This is a genomic window from Nocardioides sp. NPDC051685, from assembly GCF_044453405.1.
Taxonomy (GTDB): domain Bacteria; phylum Actinomycetota; class Actinomycetes; order Propionibacteriales; family Nocardioidaceae; genus Nocardioides.
The window spans coordinates 248,530-272,815 of record NZ_JBITCR010000001.1 but is presented as its reverse complement, the minus strand read 5'-3'; the positions used below and the strand labels follow the sequence as shown (position 1 = coordinate 272,815).

The following is a 24,286-nucleotide window of genomic DNA, read 5'->3' as shown; positions in this document are numbered from 1 at the left end:
AATCACCGGACCGGTGACGTTGAGGCGTCGCGAGCGGCAGGGAAGGGTCCTGCCGGGAGTGGCGTCGTCCGTCGCGGGCAACCCATCGGACCGGATCCAACGAACTTCCCAAGTGAAGGATCGCAGGAGCAATGCCGAAGCTCATCGCTTTCAACGAGGAGGCCCGTCGGGGTCTGGAGAAGGGTCTCAACACCCTCGCCGACGCCGTCAAGGTCACCCTCGGTCCCAAGGGCCGCAACGTCGTGCTCGAGAAGAAGTGGGGTGCCCCCACGATCACCAACGATGGTGTCTCCATCGCCAAGGAGATCGAGCTCGAGGACCCCTACGAGAAGATCGGTGCCGAGCTGGTCAAGGAGGTCGCGAAGAAGACCGACGACGTCGCCGGTGACGGCACGACGACCGCGACCGTTCTCGCCCAGGCGCTCGTCCGCGAGGGCCTGCGCAACGTCGCCGCGGGTGCCAACCCGGCCGGCCTGAAGCGCGGCATCGAGGCGGCCGTCGACGCCGTCACCGAGCAGCTGCTCGCCCAGGCCAAGGACATCGAGACCAAGGAGCAGATCGCTGCTACCGCCTCGATCTCCGCTGCTGACACCACCGTCGGCGAGATCATCGCCGAGGCGATGGACAAGGTCGGCAAGGAAGGCGTCATCACCGTCGAGGAGTCGAACACCTTCGGGCTCGACCTCGAGCTGACCGAGGGTATGCGCTTCGACAAGGGCTACATCTCGGCCTACTTCGTGACCGACCCGGAGCGTATGGAGACCGTCCTCGACGACCCGTACATCCTGATCGTCAACTCGAAGATCTCCAGCGTCAAGGACCTGATCCCGGTCCTGGAGAAGGTCATGCAGACCGGCAAGCCGCTGGTCATCCTGGCCGAGGACGTCGACGGCGAGGCTCTCTCCACGCTGGTCGTCAACAAGATCAAGGGCACCTTCAAGTCCGTCGCCGTCAAGGCTCCGGGCTTCGGTGACCGCCGCAAGGCCATGCTGCAGGACATCGCCATCCTCACCGGTGGTCAGGTCATCTCCGAGGAGGTCGGCCTCTCCCTGGAGACCGCCGGCATCGAGCTGCTCGGCCAGGCCCGCAAGGTCGTCATCACCAAGGACGAGACCACCATCGTCGAGGGTTCGGGCGACCAGGGTCAGATCGAGGGTCGGGTCAACCAGATCCGCGCCGAGATCGAGAAGTCGGACTCCGACTACGACCGCGAGAAGCTGCAGGAGCGCCTCGCCAAGCTGGCCGGCGGCGTGGCCGTCATCAAGGTCGGCGCGGCCACCGAGGTCGAGCTCAAGGAGCGCAAGCACCGCATCGAGGACGCCGTCCGCAACGCCAAGGCTGCTGTCGAGGAGGGCATCCTCGCCGGCGGTGGTGTCGCACTGATCCAGGCTGCCGCCGTCGCGTTCGAGAAGCTCGAGCTCGAGGGTGACGAGGCCACCGGTGCCTCGATCGTCAAGGCCGCCATCTCGGCGCCGCTGAAGCAGATCGCCATCAACGCCGGCCTCGAGGGCGGCGTCGTGGCGGAGAAGGTCGCCGGCCTCCCGCAGGGCCACGGCCTCAACGCCGCCACGGGTGAGTACGTCGACCTGCTGGCCGCGGGCATCATCGACCCGGCCAAGGTGACCCGCTCGGCGCTGCAGAACGCCGCGTCGATCGCCGCGCTGTTCCTCACCACCGAGGCCGTCGTGGCCGACAAGCCGGAGAAGGCCGCCGCTGGTGGCGACCCGACCGGTGGCATGGGTGACATGGGCGGCATGGGCTTCTGATCGAGCCCCGCTAGCTCCACCAAGCAGGGCCTCTCCTTCGCGAGAGGCCCTGCTTGCGTTTTCGCGAGGCATGTTCCTTCGTCAAGGTATGCAGGGAAAGGACCGCCTCCCTGGCGGAGTTCCGCAGGGGAGGTGACCCTTCGGCTGCATACCTTGACGAAGCAACCGCCCCGCCGCCCCAGGACCACCGGGCTACGCTCGACGCCATGGGCCTGAAGGCGGCTTCGGCGCTGGCGGTCTCGGCGGTGCTCCTCGCCGGGTGTGGTGGTGAGCCGGTCGCTGCGCCGTCGTCTCGGGCAGCGAGCCCCACGACCTCATCGGCACCCGCGACGCCGTCGCCGAGCCCGTCGGAGACGCTGCCGCCGGTGACCGACAAGGTCTCGCTCCCGCAGCTGATGCGCGAGGAGTTCCCCGGCGGTGAGGTGAAGGTGCTGCGCGAGTCGGGGAGCACGGATGCGTACCGGCGCTTCGAGGTCAGCTACCCGAGCGGCCGGCTGACGATCACCGGGGTGCTCTTCCGGCCGCGAGGCGCCGGGCCGTTCCCTGGCGTGGTCTTCGCGCACGGCCACATCGACACCGACGTCTACGTCACCGGCCAGGGCCTGAAGCGCGAGCAGGACCGGCTGGCGCGGGAGGGCTATGTCGTCCTGCACACCGACTACCGCGGCCACGCCGGGTCGTCGCCCATCCCGGAAGGAACCGAGGAGGACGAGAGCCGTCTCGGCTACACCCACGACACCATCAACGCTGTCCAGGCGATGAAGCGACTTCCGTACGTCGACCCCGACCGCACCGCGCTGCTCGGCCGCTCGATGGGCGGGGGAGTGGTGATGAACGCGCTCGTCGCTCAGCCGGGGCTGGTGCGGGCCGGGGTGACGTACGCGTCGGTCTCCTCCGACATCGTCGACAACATCAACCGGTGGGCGGTGCCGTCGCGGCCCGACGAGGTAGCCCGGCTCTACCGGCAGTACGGCGATCCGGAGACGGAGCCGGAGTTCTGGGAGGGGCTGTCGGCGCGGACGTACTTCGACCGGATCGAGGTCCCGCTCCAGATGCACCACGGGACCAATGACGAGTCCTGCCCCATCCGGTGGGCCTACACCACCCGGGACCTGATGGAGACCGCCGGTGTGCGCCAGCGGCTGTGGGTCTACCCCGGGGAGCAGCACGCCTTCGGGCCGCAGTGGGACCTCTCGATCCGGCGGGTCGTCGGGTTCCTCGATCGTCAGCTGGCATGACCTGATCAGGCACGAGGAAGGGGCCCAGCGGTCCCATCCTTTTGGGGACTTTCGACACTGTCTCGACAACAGCTCGGTAACGCAACATTGGTGCTCCACACAGTGGCCGACTGCGGGGAAGCGTCTGGATCTGGGGGGCTTTGAAGCCCAAGGGAATATCCGGGTGAAGTTCTGCAGCGGCGGGCGGGGTCAGGGTCTTCGAGACCAGGGCCCCGCCTGCGTGTGTCAACCGGGTCCACGGACGGCACCCAGCGTTGAGGCATGATGATGACATGAGCGAGCGCCAGCGAGCGACAATCGGCCTCAGGCCGCCGCGTCCGTACGATGGCGCTTGCGCTACGGAGGCGGCGGCATGAGCGTCGATGTCGGGCCGAAGACCGGGATGCAGCCGCCGCGGTCACCGTGGCGTTGGATCGCGGCCGCCATCGCCGCCGCGGTCGTGCTCGTTGCCGTCATCGCCTCGTTCGGCCTCCTCGGCTCCGACGACACCGCCGACGATCCCGATGCCAAGCCGGCCTCGCCGACCGCGACCGTCACCGAGACCGCGCCGGTCCCGTCGCCATCGGCCCCGGCCGGAGGTGCGGGATCGACCGAGCTGACCGTCGTCGCGGACGCCGCCCGCTGCATCCCGCCGACCTCCAAGTGGCTCTCCCAGAACGCCGCGCTGGCCTTCGAGGGCACCGCCGAGAGCGTGACCGAGACCGAGGCCATGCTGCGGGTGAAGACGTGGATGTACGCCGACGGCTTCGGTGGCACCGACACCGTCCGGATCACCCTGCCCCCGCCGAGCACGATCCCGATGCCCGAGTTCGAGAAGGGCAAGAACTATCTGGTCGCGGCCAAGGGCGACGCCGAGGTCATCGGCTGCGGCTACAGCGACGCGAAGACCCCGAAGCTGCAGAAGCTCTACACCGCCGCGTTCAAGTGATCTCCGGGCTGCTCCTGGCCGCCGGCGCGGGCCGGCGGATGGGCACGCCGAAGGCGCTCGTCGACGACTGGCTGGTCCGCTCGGTCGGAGTGCTGCGCGAAGGTGGCTGTGACGACGTGACGGTCGTGCTCGGGGCGTCCGCCGACGAGGCCCGGGCGCTGCTCCCGGCCGATCAGCGGGTCGTCGTCGCCGAGGACTGGGACGAGGGGATGGGGGCCTCGCTGCGGGTCGGTCTGGAGGCCCTCGGGCCCGACGTCGAGGCTGCCGTCGTCCATCTGGTCGACCTGCCGGACGTCGGGGCCGACGTGGTCGCTCGAGTGGTCTCGACAAGCTCGACCACCGGTACGGGCTCGGGGCTGGCCCGGGCGGCGTACGCGGGGGTTCCGGGGCATCCGGTGCTGATCGGGCGTGACCACTGGGCGGGGGTCATCGAGGCCGCGGTCGGCGACCAGGGCGCCCGGGGCTACCTGAAGACCCACGACGTACGCCTGGTGGAGTGCGGCGACCTGGCCGGCGGTGACGACGTCGACCGCCGCTGAACGGAGATTCGTTCCTACCCTCCTTCGAGGTCGTCCAACCCTGAGCCAACGCTCCGCGTTCTAGGCTCAGGTCATGGACCTGACGCCCCGGGAGATCGCCGACCGCCTGGCGGCGACCGGATACCTGGCCGACCCGGAGTTGGCGACGGTGACCTTCCTCGCGCTGAAGATGCAGCGGCCGCTGCTGCTCGAGGGGGAGCCCGGGACCGGGAAGACCGCGCTCGCGGAGGCGGTCGCCGAGGCGCTCGACCTGCCGCTCGTACGACTGCAGTGCTACGAGGGGATCGACGCCACCCAGGCGCTCTACGACTGGGACTTCGCCCGCCAGATCCTGCACCTGCGCGCCCTCGAGGCCGCCGGCACTGCGGCCGAGGTGGAGGAGGCCGAGAAGTCCCTCTACGACGAGCGGTTCCTGCTCGCTCGTCCGGTGCTGGCCGCGCTGCGTCAGTCCCCGTCGGTGCTGCTCGTCGACGAGGTCGACCGGGCCGACGACGAGTTCGAGGCGTTCCTGCTGGAGGTGCTCTCCACCTATCGGGTCACGATCCCGGAGTTCGGGACGGTCGCGGCCGCGGTCCCGCCTTTCGTCGTGCTCACCTCCAACCGCACCCGCGAGCTCCACGACGCCCTCAAGCGGCGCTGCCTCTACCACTGGATCGACCATCCGGGCCTGGACCGCGAGATCCAGATCGTACGCAGCCGGGCCCCCGAGGTCGCCGACGAGCTCGCCCGCCAGGTGGTGACGGTGGTCCAGCAGCTGCGCAGCGCCGAGGGCGCGAACGCCCTGCTCAAGCCGCCGGGCGTCGCCGAGACCCTCGACTGGGCCCGCGCTCTGCACCACCTCGGCGCAGCCGAGCTGGACCTGGAGAGCGCCGCGGCCACGCTCGGCGCGCTCGTCAAGCACCGCGAGGACGCCGACCGCGTCCGGGCCGCGCTGGATCGGCTGCTGACGTGACCGAAACGCACGACGGTCCCGAGATCCTGCTCGGCTTCACCCGAGCGCTCCGGGCGGCCGGGGTGCAGGTGACCCAGGACCGCGCCCACGGCTTCCTGAAGGCGACCGCGATCGTCGGTGCCGGCGACCCGGTCGCGACCTACACGGCCGGACGGGCGACGCTGTGCGCCGGTCCGGACGACCTGCGCCGCTACGACCAGGTCTTCGAGGCCTGGTTCGGGTCGACCGCCACGCTGCCGGGGCCACAGGGGCCGCCGCGTACGGTCTCGGTCACCTCCAGCCTTCCCGAGACCGAGCCGCAGTCCGGCGACGAGACCGGCGAGGGAGAAGGCGACGTCATCAGGGCGCGGGCCAGCGAGCTCGAGACCCTGCGCCACCGCGACGTCGCCGACCTCGACCCGGCCGAGCAGGAGCGGGTGGCCGCGCTGATCGCCCGGCTGCGTCCGCGGGCGCCGAGAAGACGGACGCCACGGCAGGATCAGTGGCGGCGCGGGCGCGTCGACGCCCATCGCACCCTGCGGGCCAGCCTGCGCCACCTCGGCGAGCCGGCGGGCATCCACTACCGCAGGCGCGGCGAGCGACCGCGCCGCGTGGTGTGGCTGATCGACGTGTCCGGGTCGATGAGCTCCTACGCCGACGTGCTGCTGCGGGTCGCCCACCGGGTGACCTCGACGACCGGGAGCGGCGCGGTGTTCACCATGGGTACCAGGCTGACCAACGTCACCCGCGCGCTGCGCCACCGTGACCCCGACCGCGCGCTCGTCGCCGCGGGCGAGACGGTGCCCGACTGGTCGGGCGGAACTCGGCTCGGCGACAACCTGCAGGCCTTCCTGCAGCGATATCAAGGACTGGCCCGAGGCGCGGTGGTGGTCATCGCGAGCGACGGCTGGGAGCGCGGTGACCCCGCGCTCCTCGAGGAGCAGACGGCGAGGCTGCACCGCCTCGCCCATCGCGTAGTGTGGGTCAACCCACACCGTGGCAAGGTTGGATATGAGCCGCTGCAGCGAGGCATCGTCGCGGTGCTGCCGCACGTGGACGACTTCGTCGCCGGACATTCCCTGGCGACGTACGAAGATCTAGTGGAGGTGATCGCTCGTGCGTGACGTGCTCGACGATCTGATGAAGTGGTGGGACGCCGGCGAGACCGTGGCGGTGGCCACCGTGGTCGCGACGTTCCAGTCGGCGCCGAGGCCGCCGGGGGCCTCGATGCTCGTCGGCCCCGACGACGCCGCGGTCGGCTCGGTCTCCGGGGGCTGCGTCGAGGGCGCCGTCTACGAGGTCGCCCGTGAGGTCGCCGCCTCCGGCGTCCCGGAGCTCAACCGCTACGGCGTCTCCGACGACGACGCGTTCGCGGTCGGCCTGACCTGCGGCGGCATCCTCGACGTGTTCGTCGAGAAGGTGTCGAAGGAGACCTTCCCGGAGCTCGGCGAGCTCGCCGAGGACGTACGCAGCGGCAGCCCGGTCGCCCTGGCGACCGTCATCGAGCACCCGGACCCCGAGATCCTCGGACGCCGGGTCCTGATCCGCCCCGAAGGGGTCAAGGGGTCCTTGGGGAGCGCACGGATGGACGACGCCGTCCACGACGACGCGCTCGGACTCCTGGCCCACGGCACCAACCAGACGCTGAGCTACGGCATCGACGGCGAGCGCCGTGGCGAGGGCATGCGGGTCTTCGTCTGGTCCTTCGCGCCCAAGCCTCGGATGCTCGTCTTCGGCGCGATCGACTTCGCCGCCGCGGTGGCCAGGGTCGGCGCCTTCCTCGGCTACCACGTCACCGTCTGCGACGCCCGCCCGGTCTTCGCCACCAACTCCCGCTTCCCCTCGGCCGACGAGGTCGTCGTCGACTGGCCCCACCGCTATCTGGGCGCCGAGGTCGAGGCCGGTCGCATCGACCAGCGCACCGTGATCGCCGTCCTCACTCACGACCCGAAGTTCGACGTACCTCTCCTCGAGGTCGCCCTCCGCCTCCCCGACATCGCCTACGTCGGCGCGATGGGCTCCCGCCGCACCCACGACGACCGCCTCGCCCGCCTCCGGGAAGCGGGCCTCACCGACGAGGAGATCGCCCGCCTGAGCAGCCCGATCGGCCTCGACCTCGGCGCCCGTACGCCGGAGGAGACCGCCATCTCCATCGCGGCCGAGATCGTCGCCGGCCGCTGGGGCGGCTCCGGCGAGCGCCTCGCCGTCACCCAGGGCCGGATCCACCAGGACGTGGATTACCGCTGACGCCCATCAGGTACCACTGAGGGGATCGTGAGGCACGTCACAGGGTGCTACCTTGGCAGGACCGAGCCTCCAGGGCCGGACTCCAAGGGGGGATCTGATGGTCCGTAGCGATCTGCAGGAGCGCCGCATCAGTGCGGCGCGGGCCTGGACCGCCTTCGTGGAGAGCGGCGATGCCGCCGAGGACTTCGTCAGACCGGAGATCCTGAACAGCTGGACGCGCTCGGCGACAGCCGTCAGGCCAGACGTACGCGAGGCGCCGCTGGCCGACGAGGACGAGACCCGGGAGATGTGGCGGGGCTCGCCGCTCCAGGTGGCGGTCGAGCGGGTCGAGGAGGAGCTGCGGTGCACCGCGGACGACGGCGACCTGGTCATCGCGGTCACCGATCCGGACACGCGGGTGCTGTGGACGTACGGCGGCCGGGTGATGCGCCACAAGGCCGAGTCGGTCAACTTCGTGCCGGGCGGCCGGTGGGACGACGAGTCCGCCGGCACCAACGCGCTCGACCTCGCCAACCGCACGAACGAGCCGTCGATGGTCTTCGGCCCCGAGCACTATGCCGAGGTCGTGCACAACTGGGTCTGCTGGGCCGCGCCGCTCCACGACCCGGTCACCGGCAAGCACCTCGGCGTCCTCGATCTCTCCACCACCTGGGACCGCACCCACCCGATCGGGATGGCCACGGCCCGGGTGATGGCGCGTCTCATCGAGGGGGCGCTGCCGAAGCTGCCGACGCAGCGGACCGACGACGAGGCGATCGAGCAGCCCGGCCTGGTGCTGACGCTGCTGGGCACCGCGGAGACCTGGCTCGACGGGCAGCGGCTGCTGCTCAACCGCCGCCAGACCGAGATCCTCGCCCTGCTCGCGCTCCACCCCGAGGGCCTCTCGCTGGAGCGGCTGCACGCGATGGTCTACGGCGACCAGGCGGTCACGTTCTCGACGCTGAAGGCCGAGGTCTCCCACCTGCGCCATGCCCTCGGCGGCCAGGTCGCCTCGAGGCCCTACCGTCTGCTGATGCCGGTCGCGACCGACGTCGAGCAGGTCCTCGCCCTGATCCGTCACGGGCGGGTGGCCGCTGCGGTGGAGTCGTACGGCGGTGATCTCCTGCCCGGCACCAACAGCCCGGCGCTGGCCGAGATGGCCGAGTACGTCGCGGTCGCCCTGCGTGAGGCGCTGATCGCCGACCCGCAGCCCGACGCGGTGCTGCGCTACAGCGAGCTGGCTCCGTACGACACCGAGGTGGTCGAGGCCGCCCTGGCCCGGCTCGCCGGGCACGGACGCCACCCGGCGGTGCCGTTGCTCAGGGGGCGGTTGGCGTCGGTGACCCACTGAGGAGAGGCGGCCGTGCCGGTGTCATCGCGGTCGATTCGCCGGCACGGCCGACCAGCCGGGCTCAGAGGTGGTCGCCGAACTCCTCGGTCACCCAGTCCAGGCTCCAGGAGCGGTCCATCCGGAAGACGCCGCCGGTGCCGCCGCAGGTGCCGTTGAGACCGAACGAGGTCACTCCGGCGACGACGTTGGAGTCACCGAGGAAGTTCGGGCCTCCGGAGTCGCCGAAGCAGGTGCCGCCGGTGTTGGCGTTGTTCGACAGCAGCAGCGAGAAGTCGCCGGTGAAGCCGGTGTTGATCTGCAGCAGATGCGGCTCGGCCACCATCCGGACCCGCTGGGCCTGGGTCTTCCACTCCGCCGCGGTCGGGAAGGACTTCTGCAGCCCGTAGCCCACGGCAGTGAAGGTCGTGCTCCGGCGAACCTTCAGGGCGTCGAGCTGGTCCTGCTCGGGCAGGGCGCCGTAGGTGTCCATGGTGACCGGTTCGTCCAGCACCACGACGCCGACGTCGCGCAGGAAGAACGCGTCCGGGTCGTAGGCGGGGTGGGTGTGCGGCGTGCCACCGACGTCGCCGGTGTTCGGATAGCCGTTGCCGGGGATGCCGCTCTGGACGTCCGAGTCGAACCAGATCTCGACGTGGGCGGCCGGGTCCTCGGTGCAGTGTCCGGCGGTGAGGAACAGCGTCGGGGACAGCAGGGTGCCGCTGCAGCGCCACAACGGCTTGCCGTCGGCGTCCTGGGCCACCATCAGGCCGACGTAGGGGTGAGCATCGCCATCGGGTTCGCCGTCGGTGACGGCCTGGGCTGCGGGCGCAACCAGGACCAGTGCCATCAGAGCGGCGAGGAGCATCAGTGTTCGCCTCATTGAGTTCAACCTCCGCAGGTTAGGCGTCGGCAGGGGGCCGACCTGCTCAAGTTAGACCTGTGGCGCGGGGCTGGGAAGGCGCATTGAATGGTCCGGTTGGCGGCGTCCCCCCCCAAATCCGGGTATGAGATCCGGCGCCCGATCGGCGCCCAACCGTCCCCCAACCCTCGGCGTCCTACTGTGATCTGGCCCACACAGTGACGTCTGGCAGGGAGACAACATGGCCCGGATCAGCATGCGCGTCGACGGTATGAAGGTCACCGACGACGTCGAACCGCGGACACTGCTCGTGCAGTATCTGCGCGAAGGACTCGGCAAGACCGGCACGGTGATCGGTTGCGACACCAGCAACTGCGGCGCCTGCACGGTCCATCTCGACGGCGACTCGGTGAAGTCGTGCAACGTGCTCGCGGTGCAGGCCGACGGCTGCGAGGTGACCACGATCGAGGGGCTCGCCGACACGGTCGAGGGCGACCTTCACCCCGTCCAGGAGGCGTTCCGCGAGTGTCACGGCCTGCAGTGCGGGTTCTGTACGCCCGGCATGATCATGCAGTCCGTCGACCTGCTCAAGCGCCATCCCCACCCAAGTGAGGACGAGATCCGTGAGGGGATCGAGGGCAACCTGTGCCGCTGCACGGGCTACCACAACATCGTCCGCGCGGTGCAGTACGCCAGCGGCCACCTGGCCACCGCCGCCAGCCCGCGCGGCGCGACCGAGGAGGTGGACGCGCTGTGACCGCCGTAGAGGCTCGTCCGGAGCAGACCCACGAGATCGGCCGTGACCGGCGCCGCAAGGAGGACGCGCGCCTGATCACCGGCCGCACCCGCTGGACCGACAACATCAAGCTGCCCGGGATGCTGCACCTGGCGATGGTGCGCAGCCCCTTCGCCCATGCCCGCATCACCGGCATCGACACCAGCGCCGCGGAGGAGTCCGAGGGCGTGGTGACCGTCCTCGCGGCCAAGGACTTCGACGAGACCCTCGGCGTCTGCATCAACGCCTGGCCGATCACGCCCGACCAGAAGACGCCGGCGCACCCGCCGATCGCCACCGACCGGGTCACCTTCGCCGGCGAGATCGTCGCCGTCGTGGCCGCCCGCTCCGCGGCTGCCGCCCGGGACGCCGCCGAGATGGTCGAGGTCGACTACGAGGAGCTTCCCGCGGTCGTCTCCCTCGAGGATGCGGTCAAGGACGAGGTGCTCGCCCACCCCGACCTCGGCACCAACAAGTCTGCGCTGTGGGTCTTCGACAGCGCCCAGGCCGGCACCGGCGGCAACGTCGACGAGGCCATCGCCGCGGCCAGGAGCGACGGGATCGTGATCGAGCGGACCTACCGTCAGCAGCGGCTGATCCCGGCGTTCATGGAGCCGCGCAGCGTCGTGTGCGACCCGACCGGTGAGCAGATCACCGTCTGGAGCGCCACCCAGATCCCGCACATCCTGCGGTTCGCGTTCGCCGCGACCACCGGGGTGCCCGAGCAGAAGATCCGGGTGATCGCGCCCGACGTCGGCGGCGGCTTCGGCGGCAAGCTCCAGCAGACGCCGGAGGAGATGATCGTCTTCGCGATGGCGCGCCGCCTGGGCAAGCCGGTGAAGTACACCGAGACCCGCTCCGAGTCGCTGCTCTCCGCCCACCACGGTCGCGACCAGATCCAGAAGCTGACGCTCTCGGCCACCAAGGACGGTCAGGTCACCGGTTTCAAGGTCGAGCTCGACGCCAACCTGGGCGCCTACGTCGCCATCGTCGGCGGCGGGGTCCCGGTGCTCGGCGCGTTCATGTTCAACGCGATCTACAAGTTCCCGGCCTACCAGTTCAACTGCCAGACCCACTTCACCAACACCACCTGGACCGACGCCTACCGGGGCGCGGGGCGGCCGGAGGCGACGTACGGCGTCGAGCGGATGATGGACGAGCTGGCCGCCGAGGTCGGCGTCGACCCGCTCGCGATCAGGGAGAAGAACTGGATCAAGCACGAGGAGTTCCCCTTCACGACCGTCGCGGGCCTGACCTACGACTCCGGGAACTACGAGGCGGCGACCGCCAAGGCGAAGGAGATGTTCGGCTACGACGCGCTCCGAGCCGAACAGGCCGAGCGCCGCGCCAACAACGACCCCGTCCAGCTAGGCATCGGGATCTCGACCTTCACCGAGATGTGCGGCCTGGCTCCGTCCCGGGTGCTCGGCAGCCTCGACTACGGTGCCGGCGGCTGGGAGCACGCCCAGGTGCGGCTCACCCCGACCGGCAAGGTCGAGGTCATCACCGGGGCCAGCGCCCACGGTCAGGGCCACGAGACCGCCTTCAGCCAGATCGTGGCGGACCGTCTCGGCGTACCTTTCGAGGACGTCGAGGTGCTCCACGGCGACACCCAGATCGCGGCCAAGGGCTATGACACCTACGGGTCCAGGTCGCTGGTCGTGGGCGGTGAGGCGCTCGTCCGGGCGGCCGACAAGGTGCTCGAGAAGGCCAAGCCGATCGCGGCCCACCTGCTCGAGGCGAGCGTCGACGACATGGAGTTCACCGGCGGCAGGTGGACGGTGCGCGGCACCGACCAGGGCATGTCCATCGGCGAGCTGTCCACGGCGGTCTTCGCCGCACACAACCTGCCCGACGGGGTCGAGGCCAACCTCGACTCCGAGGCCACCTTCGACCCGGAGGCCTTCAACTTCCCGCACGGCACCCACCTGTGCGCGATGGAGGTCGACACCGAGACCGGGCAGGTGAAGATGCGGAAGTACGTCTGCTGCGACGACATCGGCAACATCATCAACCCGCTCATCGTCGCCGGTCAGGTGCACGGTGGACTCGTCCAGGGCATCGCCCAGGCGCTGTGGGAGGACGCGGTCTACGACGACGCCGGCACACTGGTCGCCGGGTCCTTCGTCGACTACCTGCTCCCGACCGCCGCCGACACGATCAGCTTCGAGATCGACCACACCACCTCGCCCTCGACCACCAACACGCTCGGCACCAAGGGCGTCGGTGAGGCCGGCACGATCGCCTCCACCCCAGCGGTGGTCAACGCGATCGTCGACGCCATCCGCCCGCTCGGGATCAACGACATCGAGATGCCGTGTACGCCGGAGCGTGTCTGGCGCGCCATCAACTCCACGAAGGGAGCAGCCCAGTGATTCCCGCATCGTTCGACTACGTCGCCCCGACCACGGTCGAGGAGGCACTGGCCGCGCTCGCGCAGTACGGCGACGAGGCCAAGATCATCGCCGGCGGGCAGAGCCTGCTGCCGGTGCTGCGGATGCGCCTCAACGCTCCCGAGTGGGTCATCGACCTCGGTCGCATCGACTCCCTCAAGGGGGTGCGCGACGAAGGTGACTCGATCCTCATCGGCGCCATGACGCGCCACTGTGACGTCGCGACCGATCCTCTGGTCGCCGAGCACGCGACCCTGGTCGCCCGTGCCACGGCGACGGTCGCCGACGAGCAGGTGCGCCACCGTGGCACCTTCGGTGGCGCGCTCGCCCACGCCGACCCGGCGGGCGATCTCGGAGCACCGGCCCTGGCCCTGGACGCCGAGTTCGTCATCGCCGGGCCGGCCGGTGAGCGGGTGGTCCCTGGCTCGGAGTTCTTCCAGGGACTCTTCGAGACGGCCGTCTCCGAGGACGAGCTGCTCATCGGCGTACGCATCCCGAAGCACACCGGATGGTCGGCCCACTACGAGAAGTTCGTGCGGGTCGCCCACCAGTGGCCGATCTGCGCGGTCGGCGCGACCCTCAAGGTGTCCGGCGGCGTGATCGAGGGCGCAGCGATCGGCCTCACCAACATGGGTGCGACCCCGTTGCGAGCCGCCGGCGTCGAGCAGGCCCTGATCGGCCAGCAGGCCACCGAGGAGGTCGTACGCAACGCCGCGGCCCTGGCCGCGGACGGCGCCGAGCCGCCCTCCGACCTCAACGGCGACGCCGACTACCGGCGCCACCTGGTCACGGTGCTCACCCGACGGGCCATCACCACGGCGCTCGGAGGCTGAGGCGTGGATCTGACGCACCAGTTCACGGTCCCGACCTCGGTCGAGGAGACCTGGGACAGCTTCCTGGACATCGGCTCGCTCGCCGAATGCTTCCCGGGAGCCCAGGTCACCTCGGCCGAGGGCGACACCTTCACCGGCACGGTGAAGGTCAAGCTCGGCCCGATCGCCATGGTCTACGCCGGCTCCGGCACCTTCGTCGAGAAGGACGAGTCCGCCCGTCGGCTGGTCGTCGAGGCCAAAGGGCGCGACAAGCGCGGCAACGGAACGGCCGGCGCCAACGCGACCCTGACGATGGCTCCGGAGGGCACCGGCACGAAGGTCGAGATCGTCACCGACCTCGCCGTCACCGGCAAGCCCGCCCAGTTCGGCCGTGGGGTCATGCAGGACGTCTCCGACAAGCTCCTCGGTCAGTTCGTCGCGTGCCTGGAGCAGAAGTCGGCTCCGGCTGAGCCGGAGCCGCCTGCCGTGGAGGAACCGTCGGGTGATGGGATCTCTGAACCCGCGAAGCCTGCGCCGACAGCTGGATCGCCCGGACCGCAGGCGCCGAAGCATGCCGCGCCCAAGCAGGCCGAGGCCATCGACCTGGGCGCGACCGTGGTGCCGGTGCTGATCAAGAACTACGGCAAGAAGATCGCCATCGGGGTGGCCGTGATCGCTGCGGTGGTGATCGTCTACAAGCTCCTGCGGGGCTGAGGCCGGTCTGCGCGACGAATCCGTCGCGCAAACCGGATACCTCTCGCGCAACCTGGATAGCGGAGCGCAGCGCGACCTCTCTAGCGTTTTGCCTACGCAGACCCCGCTGCGAGAGGAAACAGAAAAGTGAAGATCGCGGTCATCGGCGCCGGGTTCGCAGGCATTGCCTCGGCCAAGGTGCTCACCGAGCTCGGGCACGACATCACCGTCTTCGAGAAGGCGCCCGATGTCGGCGGTGTATGGAGCCGCACCCGTCGTTACCCGGGCCTCACGACGCAGAACAACAAGGACTCCTACACGCTCTCGGACCTGAGGATGCCGAAGGTGTTCCCCGAGTGGCTCAGCGGCGAGCAGGTGCAGAGCTACCTCGAGATGTACGTCGAGAAGTTCGAGCTCGCCCCGATGATCAGGATCTCCACCGAGGTTCGGAGTGCCCAGCCGGCTGGAGGGGGCGGCTGGGACATCACTCATGCGGGGGCCGACGGCGAGACGACCGAGCACTACGACCATCTGGTCGTGGCCAGCGGCGTCTTCTCGGAGCCGTTCGCCCCTGCGTACGACGGGCTCGACGAGCTGGAGGCCGCCGGCGGCAGGATCCTCGCGGCGAGCGAGCTGCACGACTTGGAGACCGTCAAGGGCAAGGATGTCGTGGTCGTCGGCTACGGGAAGTCGGCCTGCGACGTGGCCGTCGAGATCGCCAAGGAGGCGGCCTCGACCACGGTGGTCGCGCGCCAGCTGCTGTGGAAGATGCCCCGCAAGATCAAGGGCGTCCTCAACTACAAGGTGCTGCTGCTGACCCGCATGGGGGAGGGGTTGTTCCCCTACCAGACCGTGCGCGGCCCGGAGAAGCTCCTGCACGCGGGCGGCTCGAAGATGGCGGGCTCGATGGTCGGCAGCGTCGAGTCGGTCACCACCAGCCAGCTCAAGCTGAAGAAGCTCGGGCTGCTGCCCAAGGGCCAGTTCACCGACATCGCCCGCTCGACGGTGTCGCTCGCGACCGAGGGCTTCTTCGAGGGCGTCGAGGCCGGCGACATCGCCGTCGAGCGCGACACCGAGATCGCCGCCTTCGTGACGAAGGAGGGCAAGCCGTACGCCGAGCTCGCCAACGGGCGCGCGGTGCCCGCCGACGTGGTGGTGACCGCGACCGGGTTCAAGCAGGAGCTCCCGTTCTTCTCCGAGGAGATCCAGGACCAGCTCACCGACGACAACGGCGACTACCAGCTCTACCGCCAGATCCTCCCGCTGAGCGTGAAGGACCTGACCTTCGCCGGCTACAACTCCTCGTTCTTCTCGCCGCTCTCGGCCGAGATGAGCGCCGTCTGGATCGGCTCGCTCCTGGGCGGCGGCCACGAGGTCCCGTCGACGGAGGAGATGGAGGCACATGTCACCGCGCGGCTCGCCTGGATGCGGGAGCGCACCGACGGCCACCACGCCCGCGGCACCAACATCATCCCGTTCTCGATGCACAACATCGACGAGGTTCTCGGCGACGTCGGCCTCGACGTCAGCAGGTGGGTCAAGGCGGTGCAGTGGCTGCTGCCGATCAACCCGAAGGCGTACGCCTCCATCACTCCCAGGCTCGTGGAGAAGCTGGCAGCGAGGAGCTAGTACGGCGAGATGCCGGTGTCGTTGGGTGGGACCGGCATCTCGTTCAGGTCGGGACCTTAGACAGTGATTGCGCCGTGTTCGCGTTCACGCGGCGGTGGCTCCGCTACGCTCTTCGGTCAATCGAGCCACGCGCCAGGAGCCTGCCTTGCCCCGTCCCCTGCTGGGCCGTCACACCGTTGTCGCCACCACAGACGTGGACCAGGCGAGAGAAGCCGTCGCCGAACGATTCTGTGCCCATTACCTGGCGCTGACCAAGGCCGGATCCCACCTCGACATGGTGCACAACGCCGCGCCGCTGGGCGAGGACGTGATGCTCAACTACATGCGCTACGGCGACGAGGTGCGGATCACCCCGGGCACCTTCGACGACTTCTACCTGATCCAGCTCCCGCTGGCCGGCACCGCCAAGGTCAAGGTGGGTGAGCACGTCGTCCTCGCCGACCGCACCCGGGCCTCGATCGGCTCGCCGACCGAGCCGGTCGACATGCTCTGGTCCGACGGCTGCGAGAAGCTGCAGGTCTACATCCGGCGCAGCGCCGTCGAGGAGGCGGCCGCGGGCATCGGTGGCTCCGGTCCGGTGGTCTTCGACCCCACGCTCGACCTGGGCCGGCCCGAGGTGCGCGACTGGCTGAAGATGGTGCGGCTGGCCTACGACAACGTCGAGGCCGGTGGCTCCTTGATGAGCTCTCCGCTGGTGGCCGCGCCCTACGAGCAGGCGCTCATCGGGGGCCTGCTGACGATCCAGGCCAACACGTCCCTGACCCTCGTCACCGAGACCGCGTCCCCCACGATCTCGCGGGCCGTACGCATGGCCGTGGACCTCCTCGAGGCCCACCCCGAGCGCCCCTGGAAGGTCGCCGACCTGGCTCAGCAGGTCGGCGTCTCCACCCGCACGCTGCAGGAGGCGTTCCAGCGCGACCTCGACACCACCCCGTTGGAGTACTGGCGACGGACCCGTCTCGACCGTGCCCACTCCGACCTGCTCGCCGCCGACGCCACCTCCACCTCGGTCACCGCCATCGCCGCCCAGTGGGGCTTCTTCCACCTCGGCCGGTTCTCCCAGGCGTACCGGGCCCAGTTCCAGGAGCTCCCGTCTCAGACGCTCATGCGCTGAGCGCCTGTCACCACTGCGGCTCGTCGCTGAACCCGCCGTAGTCGTCGAGGTCGGCGTCGTCGCGACGGTAGTTCTCGCCGTCGCTGTTGCGCTTGTCGAGCTTGTCCTCCTTCTCGCCCTGGTTCTGCGGCGGGTCGGGAGGGTCTTCCTGCTCGTTGGGCTTGATCCGCGTCTTCGGGGTCAGCTTCTCCTTCAGGCGCTCCTCGACGGACTCGCCCTGCTGGGACTGCTTGGGGCCCTGGCCGGCGTCGGTGGGGCAGTCGCCCTCCTCCAGCGTGGCCAGCGCCTCCTCGTAGGCGGCCTTCGCGCCCTGCTGGTCGCCGGCGTCCCGGGCGCGGTCACCGATCGCCTCCTGGGTGAGCGACAGGTTGATGCGTACGGTGCACTCGTGCTTCTCGGGCACCCGCTCCAGCGCCTCGCCGTAGTAGGCGACCGCGCGGGCGTTCTCGCCGAGCAGGAAGGCGGCGTTGCCGGCGTCGAAGTGGGCGATCCAGGGCTGCAGGATGTTGAGATCGCGGTTGGCGGAGTAGTGCTCCATCGCGGTCGCGGCGTCGCGTACGTCCCAGGCGTCCCGGCCGGCCCGGTCATGGTGATCCATCAGGACCACCTTCGCCAGGAAGGCGAGCCCGATCACCACCGGCACGATCCCGGCCAGCAGCAACGCTCGGCGCACCTGCTCGCGAGCGGTGCGGACCGGTGGCTCGGTCGCCTCGACCGGCGTCTCGATGACGGTCACGACAGCACCTCCTCCGCCTCGTGCCCACGGCGGCGATGTCCCCACAGCTCCCAGAGCAGCAGCGCCAGCAGGGGGAAGCCGAAGATCCACGCCCGGGACACCTCGCCGCCGGCGGAGGTCTTCTCGGTCAGCATCTCGGAGTCCCAGGTGGAGGCCTCGGTGGCGAGCTCCTTGGTCTCCTTGGTCGTGCGGTGGATCGTCTGAAGACCCATCTGACCTGCGATCTCGCGCAGGTTGGCCAGGTCGATCCGGGAGCGGGCGTCCTGTCCCTCGCCGTCCTTGAGGTAGCCGTCCTGGGGCCGTTCGTCGTCCCAGGGCATCCGGCCGCCCTCCTCGCTGCCATAGCCGAGCACCACGCCGCCGGCCGAGAGGTCGTCGATCTCGGCGAACGACTGCTGGTCGACGCCCTCGCGGGTGTTCTCGCCGTCGGAGGCGAACACCACGATCCGGCGCCGCTCGGGGTAGCGCTCCTGGTCGCGCTCCAGGGCCGTGATCATCTCCTCGCGGGGAGCGTCGACCATCGAGCCGGAGCCGTCGAAGGCCCGCTCGGCGTAGAGGCCGTCGACCCAGGCGTTGAAGGCGGTGGTGTCGTAGGTGAACGGCATCTCGGTGCGGACGACCTCGCCACCGAAGGTGATCGCCCCGAACCGCACCGACGGCAGCGCCGCCGAGAGCGACTTGAGGTCCCGCTTGAGCTGCGTCATCCGGGCCTCGCCACCGGGCCCGTCCTCGGCGACCATCGACCGGGTCCGGTCGACCACGACGAGGACATCGAGATCGGCCGTACGCATCTCCGTCGGTGCCGCGCCCCAGCTCGGCCGCACCAGGACGACGACGGTGAGCAGGACGATCAGCACGCGGCGTACGAGCGTGAGGATCTGCCATCCCAGGGCGGTCATCGACCCACCTCGCTCGGTGGTCTCGTCTGCTGAGGCCATTGGCCCGCAGGTGGCATCGCGCGGGGCGATGAGCGCGGGGACAGCCGTCCGGAGCGGACCAGGGCGTAGACCCACCCAGCTGTCAGCATGAGAACGCCTACGACGATCAGAACGATCGGCCAGCCGGGGGCGTCGCGGATCTGGTATTTCGGCGGCTCGACCACCTCGTCGGCGGAGAGCCGGTCGATGCCGGCCAGGATGGACTCGATCGAGCCGTCGTCACCGAGCAGCGAGAAGGTGCCGCCGGTGTCGGTCATCGCCTTGTCGAAGGTGGCGCGCTTGTCCTCCTGGAAGCTGAGGTCGGCGGAGCCGATGCCGTAGAGCTGGACGTCGCGCTTCTTGGCGAACTCGGTGGCCTCGGGCAGCGTGTAGACCGGCGGGCCGCCCTGCGGGTCGTTGTCGGAGGCGACGATGACCGCCCGGCCGCGCTCGGAGTTGGACAGGTCGAAGCGCTTGACGCAGGAGACGATGCCGTCGCTGATCAAGGAGGCGCGCTCCTTGCCCAGGTAGGTGCCGGCGACGTACTCCTGGTCGCCGAGGGCGAAGGCCCGGCCGGCCCGCGCCAGCTCCTCCTGCACCCAGCCGTAGTCGTCGGTGAGCGGGAAGACGGTGACCGCGGCGTCGCTCCACAGGACCAGGCTGACCCGCTCGCCGTTGAGGCCGGCGACGAGCTGGGAGTAGGCCTGGGTGACCTGGGTGTCCTCGTCGAACATCGAGGTCGAGGCGTCCAGGCAGAGCACGATGTCGCGGGTGGAGTAGCGGTTCTGGCTGATGTCGGTGGTCTGCGGGCGGGCGATCAGCCAGATGCATCCGATCACCGCGAGCGCGATACCCGCGGTCTGCCACCAGGAGAGCCAGCGCTGCTGGGTCGCGAGCTCACGGAACCGGGGGAGCCGCTTGAGCCGCTCGGTGTGGGCGACGAGCACGGCATCGACCGGGCGGCGGTGCACCCGGGCGGCGAGGACGACGATCACGGCGACGGCGACGGCCGTGACGACCAGCACGATCACGCCGAGGACGGGCCATCTCAGGTCCATGTCGTCACCACCTGGCGAGCCCGGCTCAGCGCCTCGGGGAAGCGGTCGGACGCCTGCCCCTCCTCCTCGGAGGCGAAGGCGGGCGGATACATCACCTCGACGGCCATCGCCAGTGGGCGGGTGCGCGGGTCGCTGCGTACGGTCGCCTTCAGGTCGGCGAGGACCATCTTGTCCGCCGGGATCTGGCTGACCTCGGCGACGTAGTCGCGCACGGTGCGGCTCAGGTGCTGGTGGCCGATCCGCGCAGGTACGTCACCGCGGTGCACGGACCGCTCGATCCGGTCGATCTCGGCCAGGTGCTCGGCACGCAGGTCACGGGGCTCCGGCACCCAGGGTGTCTCGACCTCGACGACCTCGGGGCGCTTGCGGGTCAGCAGGATGACCGCGAGGTAGTAGAGCGCCACCGCGGCGAGGAAGGCGAGCGCGAGCACCAGCCACCAGCCCGAGTGGGCGATCGGCTGCTGGAACTCCTCGGGGACGCTACCGGCGCGCATGACGGTGCCTCTCCAGGAGGTGGAAGACCGCGCCGATGGCGGTGGTGTCGTCGCGGACCCGCTGATAGGCGATGCCCAGCCGGTCCAGGGTTCCGCGCAGGCCGAGCTCCTCGGCGGCGGCGAGCTCGGCGTACTGCGCCTGGAGGACCGCGTCGCCACTGAGCCATCCCGGCAGGGCGGAGACGGTGTCGATGTCGACGGTCGGTGCGCCGCCGGCCACCGCGGTGGTCGGGTCGAGGTCGTCGATGCCGGCGACCAGGACCTCGTGCTGGACGGTGAGGCGGCGCAGAACCGCGGCCATCTCGTCACTGACCGCGTGCTCGTCGGTGACGACGAGCAGGATCGCCCGCCGGCGTACGTTGGTGGCGATGTGACGCAGCACCGCGACGATGTCGGCCTCGGCGGCATCGGGGGTGATCGCGTCGTGGGCCTGTCCCAGCGCCCGCTCGAGCGCCACCTCGGTGTCGGCGGGCTTGGTCAGCTTCTGGGTCTCCGAGTCGCCGTAGGCGACCGCGACCTTGTCGCCGTGGCGCACGCCCAGCCAGCCGACCAGACCGGCGGTGAAGATCGCCAGATCGCGCTTGGTCGTGGTGCCGGTCGCCTGGGCCGCCATGCTCCGGCCCGTGGAGATCGCCAGCAGCACCAGATGCTGTCGCTCGGCGGTGAACCGCTTGACCAGCAGGCTCCGAGACCGTGCCGTCGCCTTCCAGTCGATGTCCTTCACGTCGTCGCCGGGGACGTACTCCCTCAGGTCGTGGAAGTCCATGCTGCGCCCGGTCTGGAGGCTGGCGTACTCCCCGTCGAGCAGCCCGACCACCTTGCGGTGGGCATGGATCATCAGCCGCGTGCGGATCCGGGGAAGGTACGTCGCCATGTGCTCAGGGGAGGTCAGGGGCTGGGGACGGCGCGGACCAGCGCGTCGACAAGCATCTCGGGCTGGACCTTCTCGGCCAGCGCCTCGAAGCTGAGGTGGAGCCGGTGGCGCAGGATGCTGTGGCGCAGCTCGCGCACGTCTTCGGGGGTGACGTAGGAGCGGCCGAGCAGCAGCGCCGCGGCCCGCGACGCCTGCAGGAACGCGATCGAGGCACGCGGGGACGCACCGATCTCGACGTAGGAGCCGGTCTCCGGCCCGAGCAGCTGGCGGGCGTTGCGGGTGGCCTGGACGAGGGCGACGATGTAGCGCTTGATCGCCGGGTCGACGTAGACGCGCTTGGTCAGCTCCTGGAGCCAGATCACGTCGTCGGGGTCGGCGACCGGGCGGGTCTCCTCGTGGTCGGGACCGAGCGTGCCGGCCTCGATGCGCTCCAGGACGACGAGCTCCTCGCCCTCGCTGGGGTAGTTGACGATCTCCTTGAGCAGGAACCGGTCCATCTGCGCATGGGGGAGGACGTAGGTGCCCTCCTCCTCGATCGGGTTCTGCGTGGCGAGCACCATGAACGGACGCGGCAGCGGGTGGATGTGGCCAGCGATGCTCGTCTGGCGTTCTTGCATCGCCTCGAGCATGGCGCTCTGGGTCTTGGCGGAGGATCGGTTGATCTCGTCGAGCAGCACGAAGTTGGCGTGCACCGGGCCGAGCTGGGTCTCGAACAGGTGGTTGCGCTGGTCGTAGACCTGGGTGCCGATGATGTCGCTCGGCAGCAGGTCTGGGGTGCACTGGATCCGGGAGAACTGCGCCTTGACCGTCTGGCTCAGCGTGCTCGCGGCGAGTGTCTTGGCCAGCCCCGGCACGCTCTCCAGCAGGACGTGTCCCTCGGAGAGAAGAGCGATCAACAGCGCTGTCCTGAGCCGCTCCTGGCCGACCACACGGCTGCTGAAGGCGGTGCTGACCCGCCCGACGATCTCCTTCGCCCTGGCGATCTCCTCAGCGGACGGCGGGGCGAGGGTGGGTGCGGTGGTGGTCAAGGCGGCTCCAGGGGCGTCGGCTGTCGGTCCCATCCTTTCCTACCAGCGTACGGAACGTATCTGGGGGCTGCCTCAGAAGACGTTGCGGGGGCGGAACTGGACCGAGATCCGGGGGCCGGCGGAGGAGACCTTCGGGATGGCGTGCTCCCACGTGCGCTGGCAGGAGCCGCCCATGACGACGAGGTCGCCGTGGCCCATCTGGATGCTCATCCCCTTGCCGCCTCCGTGGGGGCGCAGTGCGAGGCGGCGAGGGTCGCCGACGGAGACGATCGCGACCATCGTGTCGTCGGTGCGGCCGCGACCGATCTTGTCGCCGTGCCAGGCGACCGAGTCGTGGCCGTTGCGGTAGTAGCAGCAACCGGCGGTCACGAACGGCTCGCCCAGCTCGGGCAGGTAGTGGGCGGTCAGGCGGCCGCGGGCCTCGGCGAGTCGCGGGTGGGGGAGCGGGTCGCCCTGCAGGTAGGTGTGCAGGAGCCGAGGCACGTCGACGACGCGGTCGTACATCTGCCGGCGCTCCTCGCGCCACGGGACATCGCTGACCAGCGCCGCGAAGACGTCGTCGGGATCAGGCAGCCAGCCGCGGGCGATGTCGACCCAGGCGCCGCGGTCCAGAAGGATCCGCTCGTAGGTCGTCTCGGTGGTCTCGTCGTCCGTGGGTGCGAAGAGTGTTCCCTGGAAGTCCACCCTCGCAGCATACCTCGCTATCGAACAAATGTTCTAGTGATATCCAGCCATGGATGTTTCGTTGCACTTCGCCTGCCTCATCTCGTTGCAATGTCACAACTTGACCATTTCCGGGACGTACGCGATGCGTAGACCTACGCTCTGCTCATGGTCCGGTCGGTCGAGGGTGAGCGGTCGCTCAAGCACGTCCAGATCCGGGAGTACGTCCGGGAGCTGGTCGTCGGCGAGAGCCCGGGAGCCTCCGCGCCCTCCGAGCGCGAGCTGGTGCAGAAGTTCAGCGTCGCCCGGGCGACCGTGCGGCAGGCGCTCGACGCGCTCGTCGCCGACGGCCTGCTGGTCCGGATCCCGGGCCGGGGAACCTTCGTGGCGCGCCCGCCGAGGGCGGCCAGTCCGGTGCTCGGGTTCAGCGAGGAGATGGCTCGCCGCGGGATGCAGGCATCCTCCGAGACGCTGCTGCTCGGCCGGGAGAAGGCGGGGCCGACCATCGCCCGCGCGCTCGGGATCAAGGAGGGCGCGGCCGTGGTCCACTGGCGGCGTCTGCGCCGCAGTGACGGGGTGCCGATCTGCATCGAGGACGTCTATCTCGACGAGGCGATCGTCCCCGGGCTGCTCGACCGCGCCGCGCCGACCAGTCTCTACGCCGAGCTCGCCAGCCGGCAGATGCGGCCGTCGTGGGTCGACGACACGTTCCGTGCCGATGTGGCCAACATCGAGGAGGCCACCCTGCTCGGTCTCTCGGTCGGCGTGCCCGTGCTCCGCAGGCAGCGGAAGTCGGTCGCGGGGGACCGCTACGTCGAGGTGTGCCGCTCGGTCTACCGTGCCGACCGCTACGCGCTGCACCTGCAGCTCGGTCCGTCCTGACCGCTGCTGGGCTCGAGGTGGGTCAGAGGTCGCCGAGCGGTGCGACCACGTCGCCGCTCTCCTCGCAGACCCAGATCGGGTCCGGGCCGCCCAGGTCGGGGGTGATGTGGAGCGAGTGCACCGGAGACTCGGGCGGACACGTGGTGCACACCGGCCAGCGCGCGGAGCTCTCGCCGTCGAAGAGCAGGTCCTGCACGTCCTGGGCGACCAGGCCGGCGACGTACGCCTTGCCCTCCGGCCACTGCTCGACCCACCAGCCGCGCTCGGTCATCGCGTCCTCGAGGGCGGAGACGGCGGCGGCGCCGGCGAGTCCGCGGGCCTCGAGGTCATGGAGCACCCTCGCCCGAGCCTCGAACAGCACTGTCGTGTTCATCACGGACCATTCTTGCCGACCGGTCAAG

At 69.9% G+C, this 24,286-nt stretch carries 24 protein-coding genes; 15 read left to right on the top strand and 9 right to left on the bottom strand.

Annotated elements, in window-relative coordinates; genetic code table 11:
- The first annotated feature begins 131 nt into the window (after positions 1 to 131).
- The 8 genes from groL to ACIA03_RS01310 all read left to right on the top strand — a co-directional run bounded on the left by groL (position 132) and on the right by ACIA03_RS01310 (position 8,979).
- Positions 132 to 1,766, top strand: a complete 1,635-nt coding sequence (gene groL, locus ACIA03_RS01345; protein ID WP_357360314.1) for a chaperonin GroEL — start codon at positions 132 to 134, stop codon at positions 1,764 to 1,766.
- A 206-nt stretch (positions 1,767 to 1,972) separates the two neighbouring features.
- The gene (locus tag ACIA03_RS01340; protein WP_396978487.1) at positions 1,973 to 3,004 is read left to right on the top strand and encodes an alpha/beta hydrolase family protein; all 1,032 of its coding nucleotides are present in this window, start codon (positions 1,973 to 1,975) and stop codon (positions 3,002 to 3,004) included.
- A 352-nt stretch (positions 3,005 to 3,356) separates the two neighbouring features.
- A complete protein-coding gene (locus tag ACIA03_RS01335; RefSeq protein WP_396978485.1) occupies positions 3,357 to 3,932 on the top strand; it encodes a hypothetical protein in 576 nt (191 codons plus the stop codon).
- Entirely contained in the window at positions 3,929 to 4,471 is a 543-nt protein-coding gene (locus ACIA03_RS01330; protein WP_396978483.1) for an NTP transferase domain-containing protein, read from the top strand. The genes ACIA03_RS01335 and ACIA03_RS01330 overlap by 4 nt, the downstream gene beginning before the upstream one ends.
- Before the next feature lie 73 nt (positions 4,472 to 4,544).
- Positions 4,545 to 5,423: an AAA family ATPase gene (locus ACIA03_RS01325; RefSeq protein WP_396978482.1), complete on the top strand. Its 879-nt coding sequence runs from the start codon at positions 4,545 to 4,547 to the stop codon at positions 5,421 to 5,423.
- Positions 5,420 to 6,526 (top strand): VWA domain-containing protein, encoded by a 1,107-nt coding sequence (locus ACIA03_RS01320; RefSeq protein WP_396978480.1) that lies wholly within the window; start codon positions 5,420 to 5,422, stop codon positions 6,524 to 6,526. The genes ACIA03_RS01325 and ACIA03_RS01320 overlap by 4 nt, the downstream gene beginning before the upstream one ends.
- Positions 6,519 to 7,649, top strand: a complete 1,131-nt coding sequence (locus ACIA03_RS01315) for an XdhC family protein (RefSeq protein WP_396978478.1) — start codon at positions 6,519 to 6,521, stop codon at positions 7,647 to 7,649. Before ACIA03_RS01320 ends, ACIA03_RS01315 begins: the two co-directional genes overlap by 8 nt.
- A 97-nt stretch (positions 7,650 to 7,746) precedes the next feature.
- The gene (locus tag ACIA03_RS01310) at positions 7,747 to 8,979 is read left to right on the top strand and encodes a transcriptional regulator (protein WP_396978476.1); all 1,233 of its coding nucleotides are present in this window, start codon (positions 7,747 to 7,749) and stop codon (positions 8,977 to 8,979) included.
- A 61-nt stretch (positions 8,980 to 9,040) separates the two neighbouring features.
- Here the strand turns inward: ACIA03_RS01310 and ACIA03_RS01305 are convergent, their stop codons facing one another.
- A complete protein-coding gene (locus ACIA03_RS01305; RefSeq protein ID WP_396978474.1) occupies positions 9,041 to 9,838 on the bottom strand; it encodes a S1 family peptidase in 798 nt (265 codons plus the stop codon).
- 220 nt (positions 9,839 to 10,058) lie between these two features.
- On the opposite strand from ACIA03_RS01305, the gene ACIA03_RS01300 reads away from it, so the two are divergent.
- From ACIA03_RS01300 to ACIA03_RS01275, 6 genes are all read left to right on the top strand, one after another.
- Positions 10,059 to 10,574 (top strand): (2Fe-2S)-binding protein, encoded by a 516-nt coding sequence (locus ACIA03_RS01300; protein WP_396978472.1) that lies wholly within the window; start codon positions 10,059 to 10,061, stop codon positions 10,572 to 10,574.
- On the top strand, positions 10,571 to 12,967 hold the full coding sequence (locus ACIA03_RS01295) for a xanthine dehydrogenase family protein molybdopterin-binding subunit (protein WP_396978470.1): 2,397 nt from the start codon (positions 10,571 to 10,573) through the stop codon (positions 12,965 to 12,967). Before ACIA03_RS01300 ends, ACIA03_RS01295 begins: the two co-directional genes overlap by 4 nt.
- Complete coding sequence (locus ACIA03_RS01290; RefSeq protein ID WP_396978468.1) at positions 12,964 to 13,818, top strand: FAD binding domain-containing protein; 855 nt, start codon at positions 12,964 to 12,966, stop codon at positions 13,816 to 13,818. Before ACIA03_RS01295 ends, ACIA03_RS01290 begins: the two co-directional genes overlap by 4 nt.
- Before the next feature lie 3 nt (positions 13,819 to 13,821).
- Positions 13,822 to 14,511 (top strand): SRPBCC family protein, encoded by a 690-nt coding sequence (locus ACIA03_RS01285; RefSeq protein ID WP_396978466.1) that lies wholly within the window; start codon positions 13,822 to 13,824, stop codon positions 14,509 to 14,511.
- A 126-nt stretch (positions 14,512 to 14,637) separates the two neighbouring features.
- Positions 14,638 to 16,119 (top strand): flavin-containing monooxygenase, encoded by a 1,482-nt coding sequence (locus ACIA03_RS01280; protein ID WP_396978464.1) that lies wholly within the window; start codon positions 14,638 to 14,640, stop codon positions 16,117 to 16,119.
- A gap of 145 nt (positions 16,120 to 16,264) precedes the next feature.
- Entirely contained in the window at positions 16,265 to 17,233 is a 969-nt protein-coding gene (locus ACIA03_RS01275) for an AraC family transcriptional regulator (RefSeq protein ID WP_396978462.1), read from the top strand.
- 7 nt (positions 17,234 to 17,240) lie between these two features.
- Here ACIA03_RS01275 and ACIA03_RS01270 read toward each other — a convergent pair whose 3' ends face one another.
- The 7 genes from ACIA03_RS01270 to ACIA03_RS01240 form a co-directional block, all read right to left on the bottom strand.
- Entirely contained in the window at positions 17,241 to 17,969 is a 729-nt protein-coding gene (locus ACIA03_RS01270; RefSeq protein WP_396978461.1) for a hypothetical protein, read from the bottom strand.
- Entirely contained in the window at positions 17,966 to 18,868 is a 903-nt protein-coding gene (locus ACIA03_RS01265) for a VWA domain-containing protein (RefSeq protein ID WP_396978459.1), read from the bottom strand. Before ACIA03_RS01265 ends, ACIA03_RS01270 begins: the two co-directional genes overlap by 4 nt.
- Positions 18,865 to 19,944 (bottom strand): VWA domain-containing protein, encoded by a 1,080-nt coding sequence (locus ACIA03_RS01260; protein ID WP_396978457.1) that lies wholly within the window; start codon positions 19,942 to 19,944, stop codon positions 18,865 to 18,867. Before ACIA03_RS01260 ends, ACIA03_RS01265 begins: the two co-directional genes overlap by 4 nt.
- Positions 19,935 to 20,438: a hypothetical protein gene (locus ACIA03_RS01255; RefSeq protein ID WP_396978455.1), complete on the bottom strand. Its 504-nt coding sequence runs from the start codon at positions 20,436 to 20,438 to the stop codon at positions 19,935 to 19,937. Before ACIA03_RS01255 ends, ACIA03_RS01260 begins: the two co-directional genes overlap by 10 nt.
- Positions 20,425 to 21,312: a DUF58 domain-containing protein gene (locus tag ACIA03_RS01250; RefSeq protein WP_396978453.1), complete on the bottom strand. Its 888-nt coding sequence runs from the start codon at positions 21,310 to 21,312 to the stop codon at positions 20,425 to 20,427. Before ACIA03_RS01250 ends, ACIA03_RS01255 begins: the two co-directional genes overlap by 14 nt.
- Before the next feature lie 14 nt (positions 21,313 to 21,326).
- Positions 21,327 to 22,340: an AAA family ATPase gene (locus tag ACIA03_RS01245; protein WP_396978451.1), complete on the bottom strand. Its 1,014-nt coding sequence runs from the start codon at positions 22,338 to 22,340 to the stop codon at positions 21,327 to 21,329.
- A 72-nt stretch (positions 22,341 to 22,412) separates the two neighbouring features.
- Positions 22,413 to 23,024 (bottom strand): alpha-ketoglutarate-dependent dioxygenase AlkB, encoded by a 612-nt coding sequence (locus ACIA03_RS01240; protein ID WP_396978449.1) that lies wholly within the window; start codon positions 23,022 to 23,024, stop codon positions 22,413 to 22,415.
- 147 nt (positions 23,025 to 23,171) lie between these two features.
- On the opposite strand from ACIA03_RS01240, the gene ACIA03_RS01235 reads away from it, so the two are divergent.
- Entirely contained in the window at positions 23,172 to 23,885 is a 714-nt protein-coding gene (locus ACIA03_RS01235) for a GntR family transcriptional regulator (RefSeq protein ID WP_396978447.1), read from the top strand.
- 22 nt (positions 23,886 to 23,907) lie between these two features.
- On the opposite strand, the gene ACIA03_RS01230 is transcribed toward ACIA03_RS01235, so the two are convergent.
- Positions 23,908 to 24,258: a hypothetical protein gene (locus tag ACIA03_RS01230; protein ID WP_396978445.1), complete on the bottom strand. Its 351-nt coding sequence runs from the start codon at positions 24,256 to 24,258 to the stop codon at positions 23,908 to 23,910.
- Positions 24,259 to 24,286 lie beyond the last annotated feature (28 nt).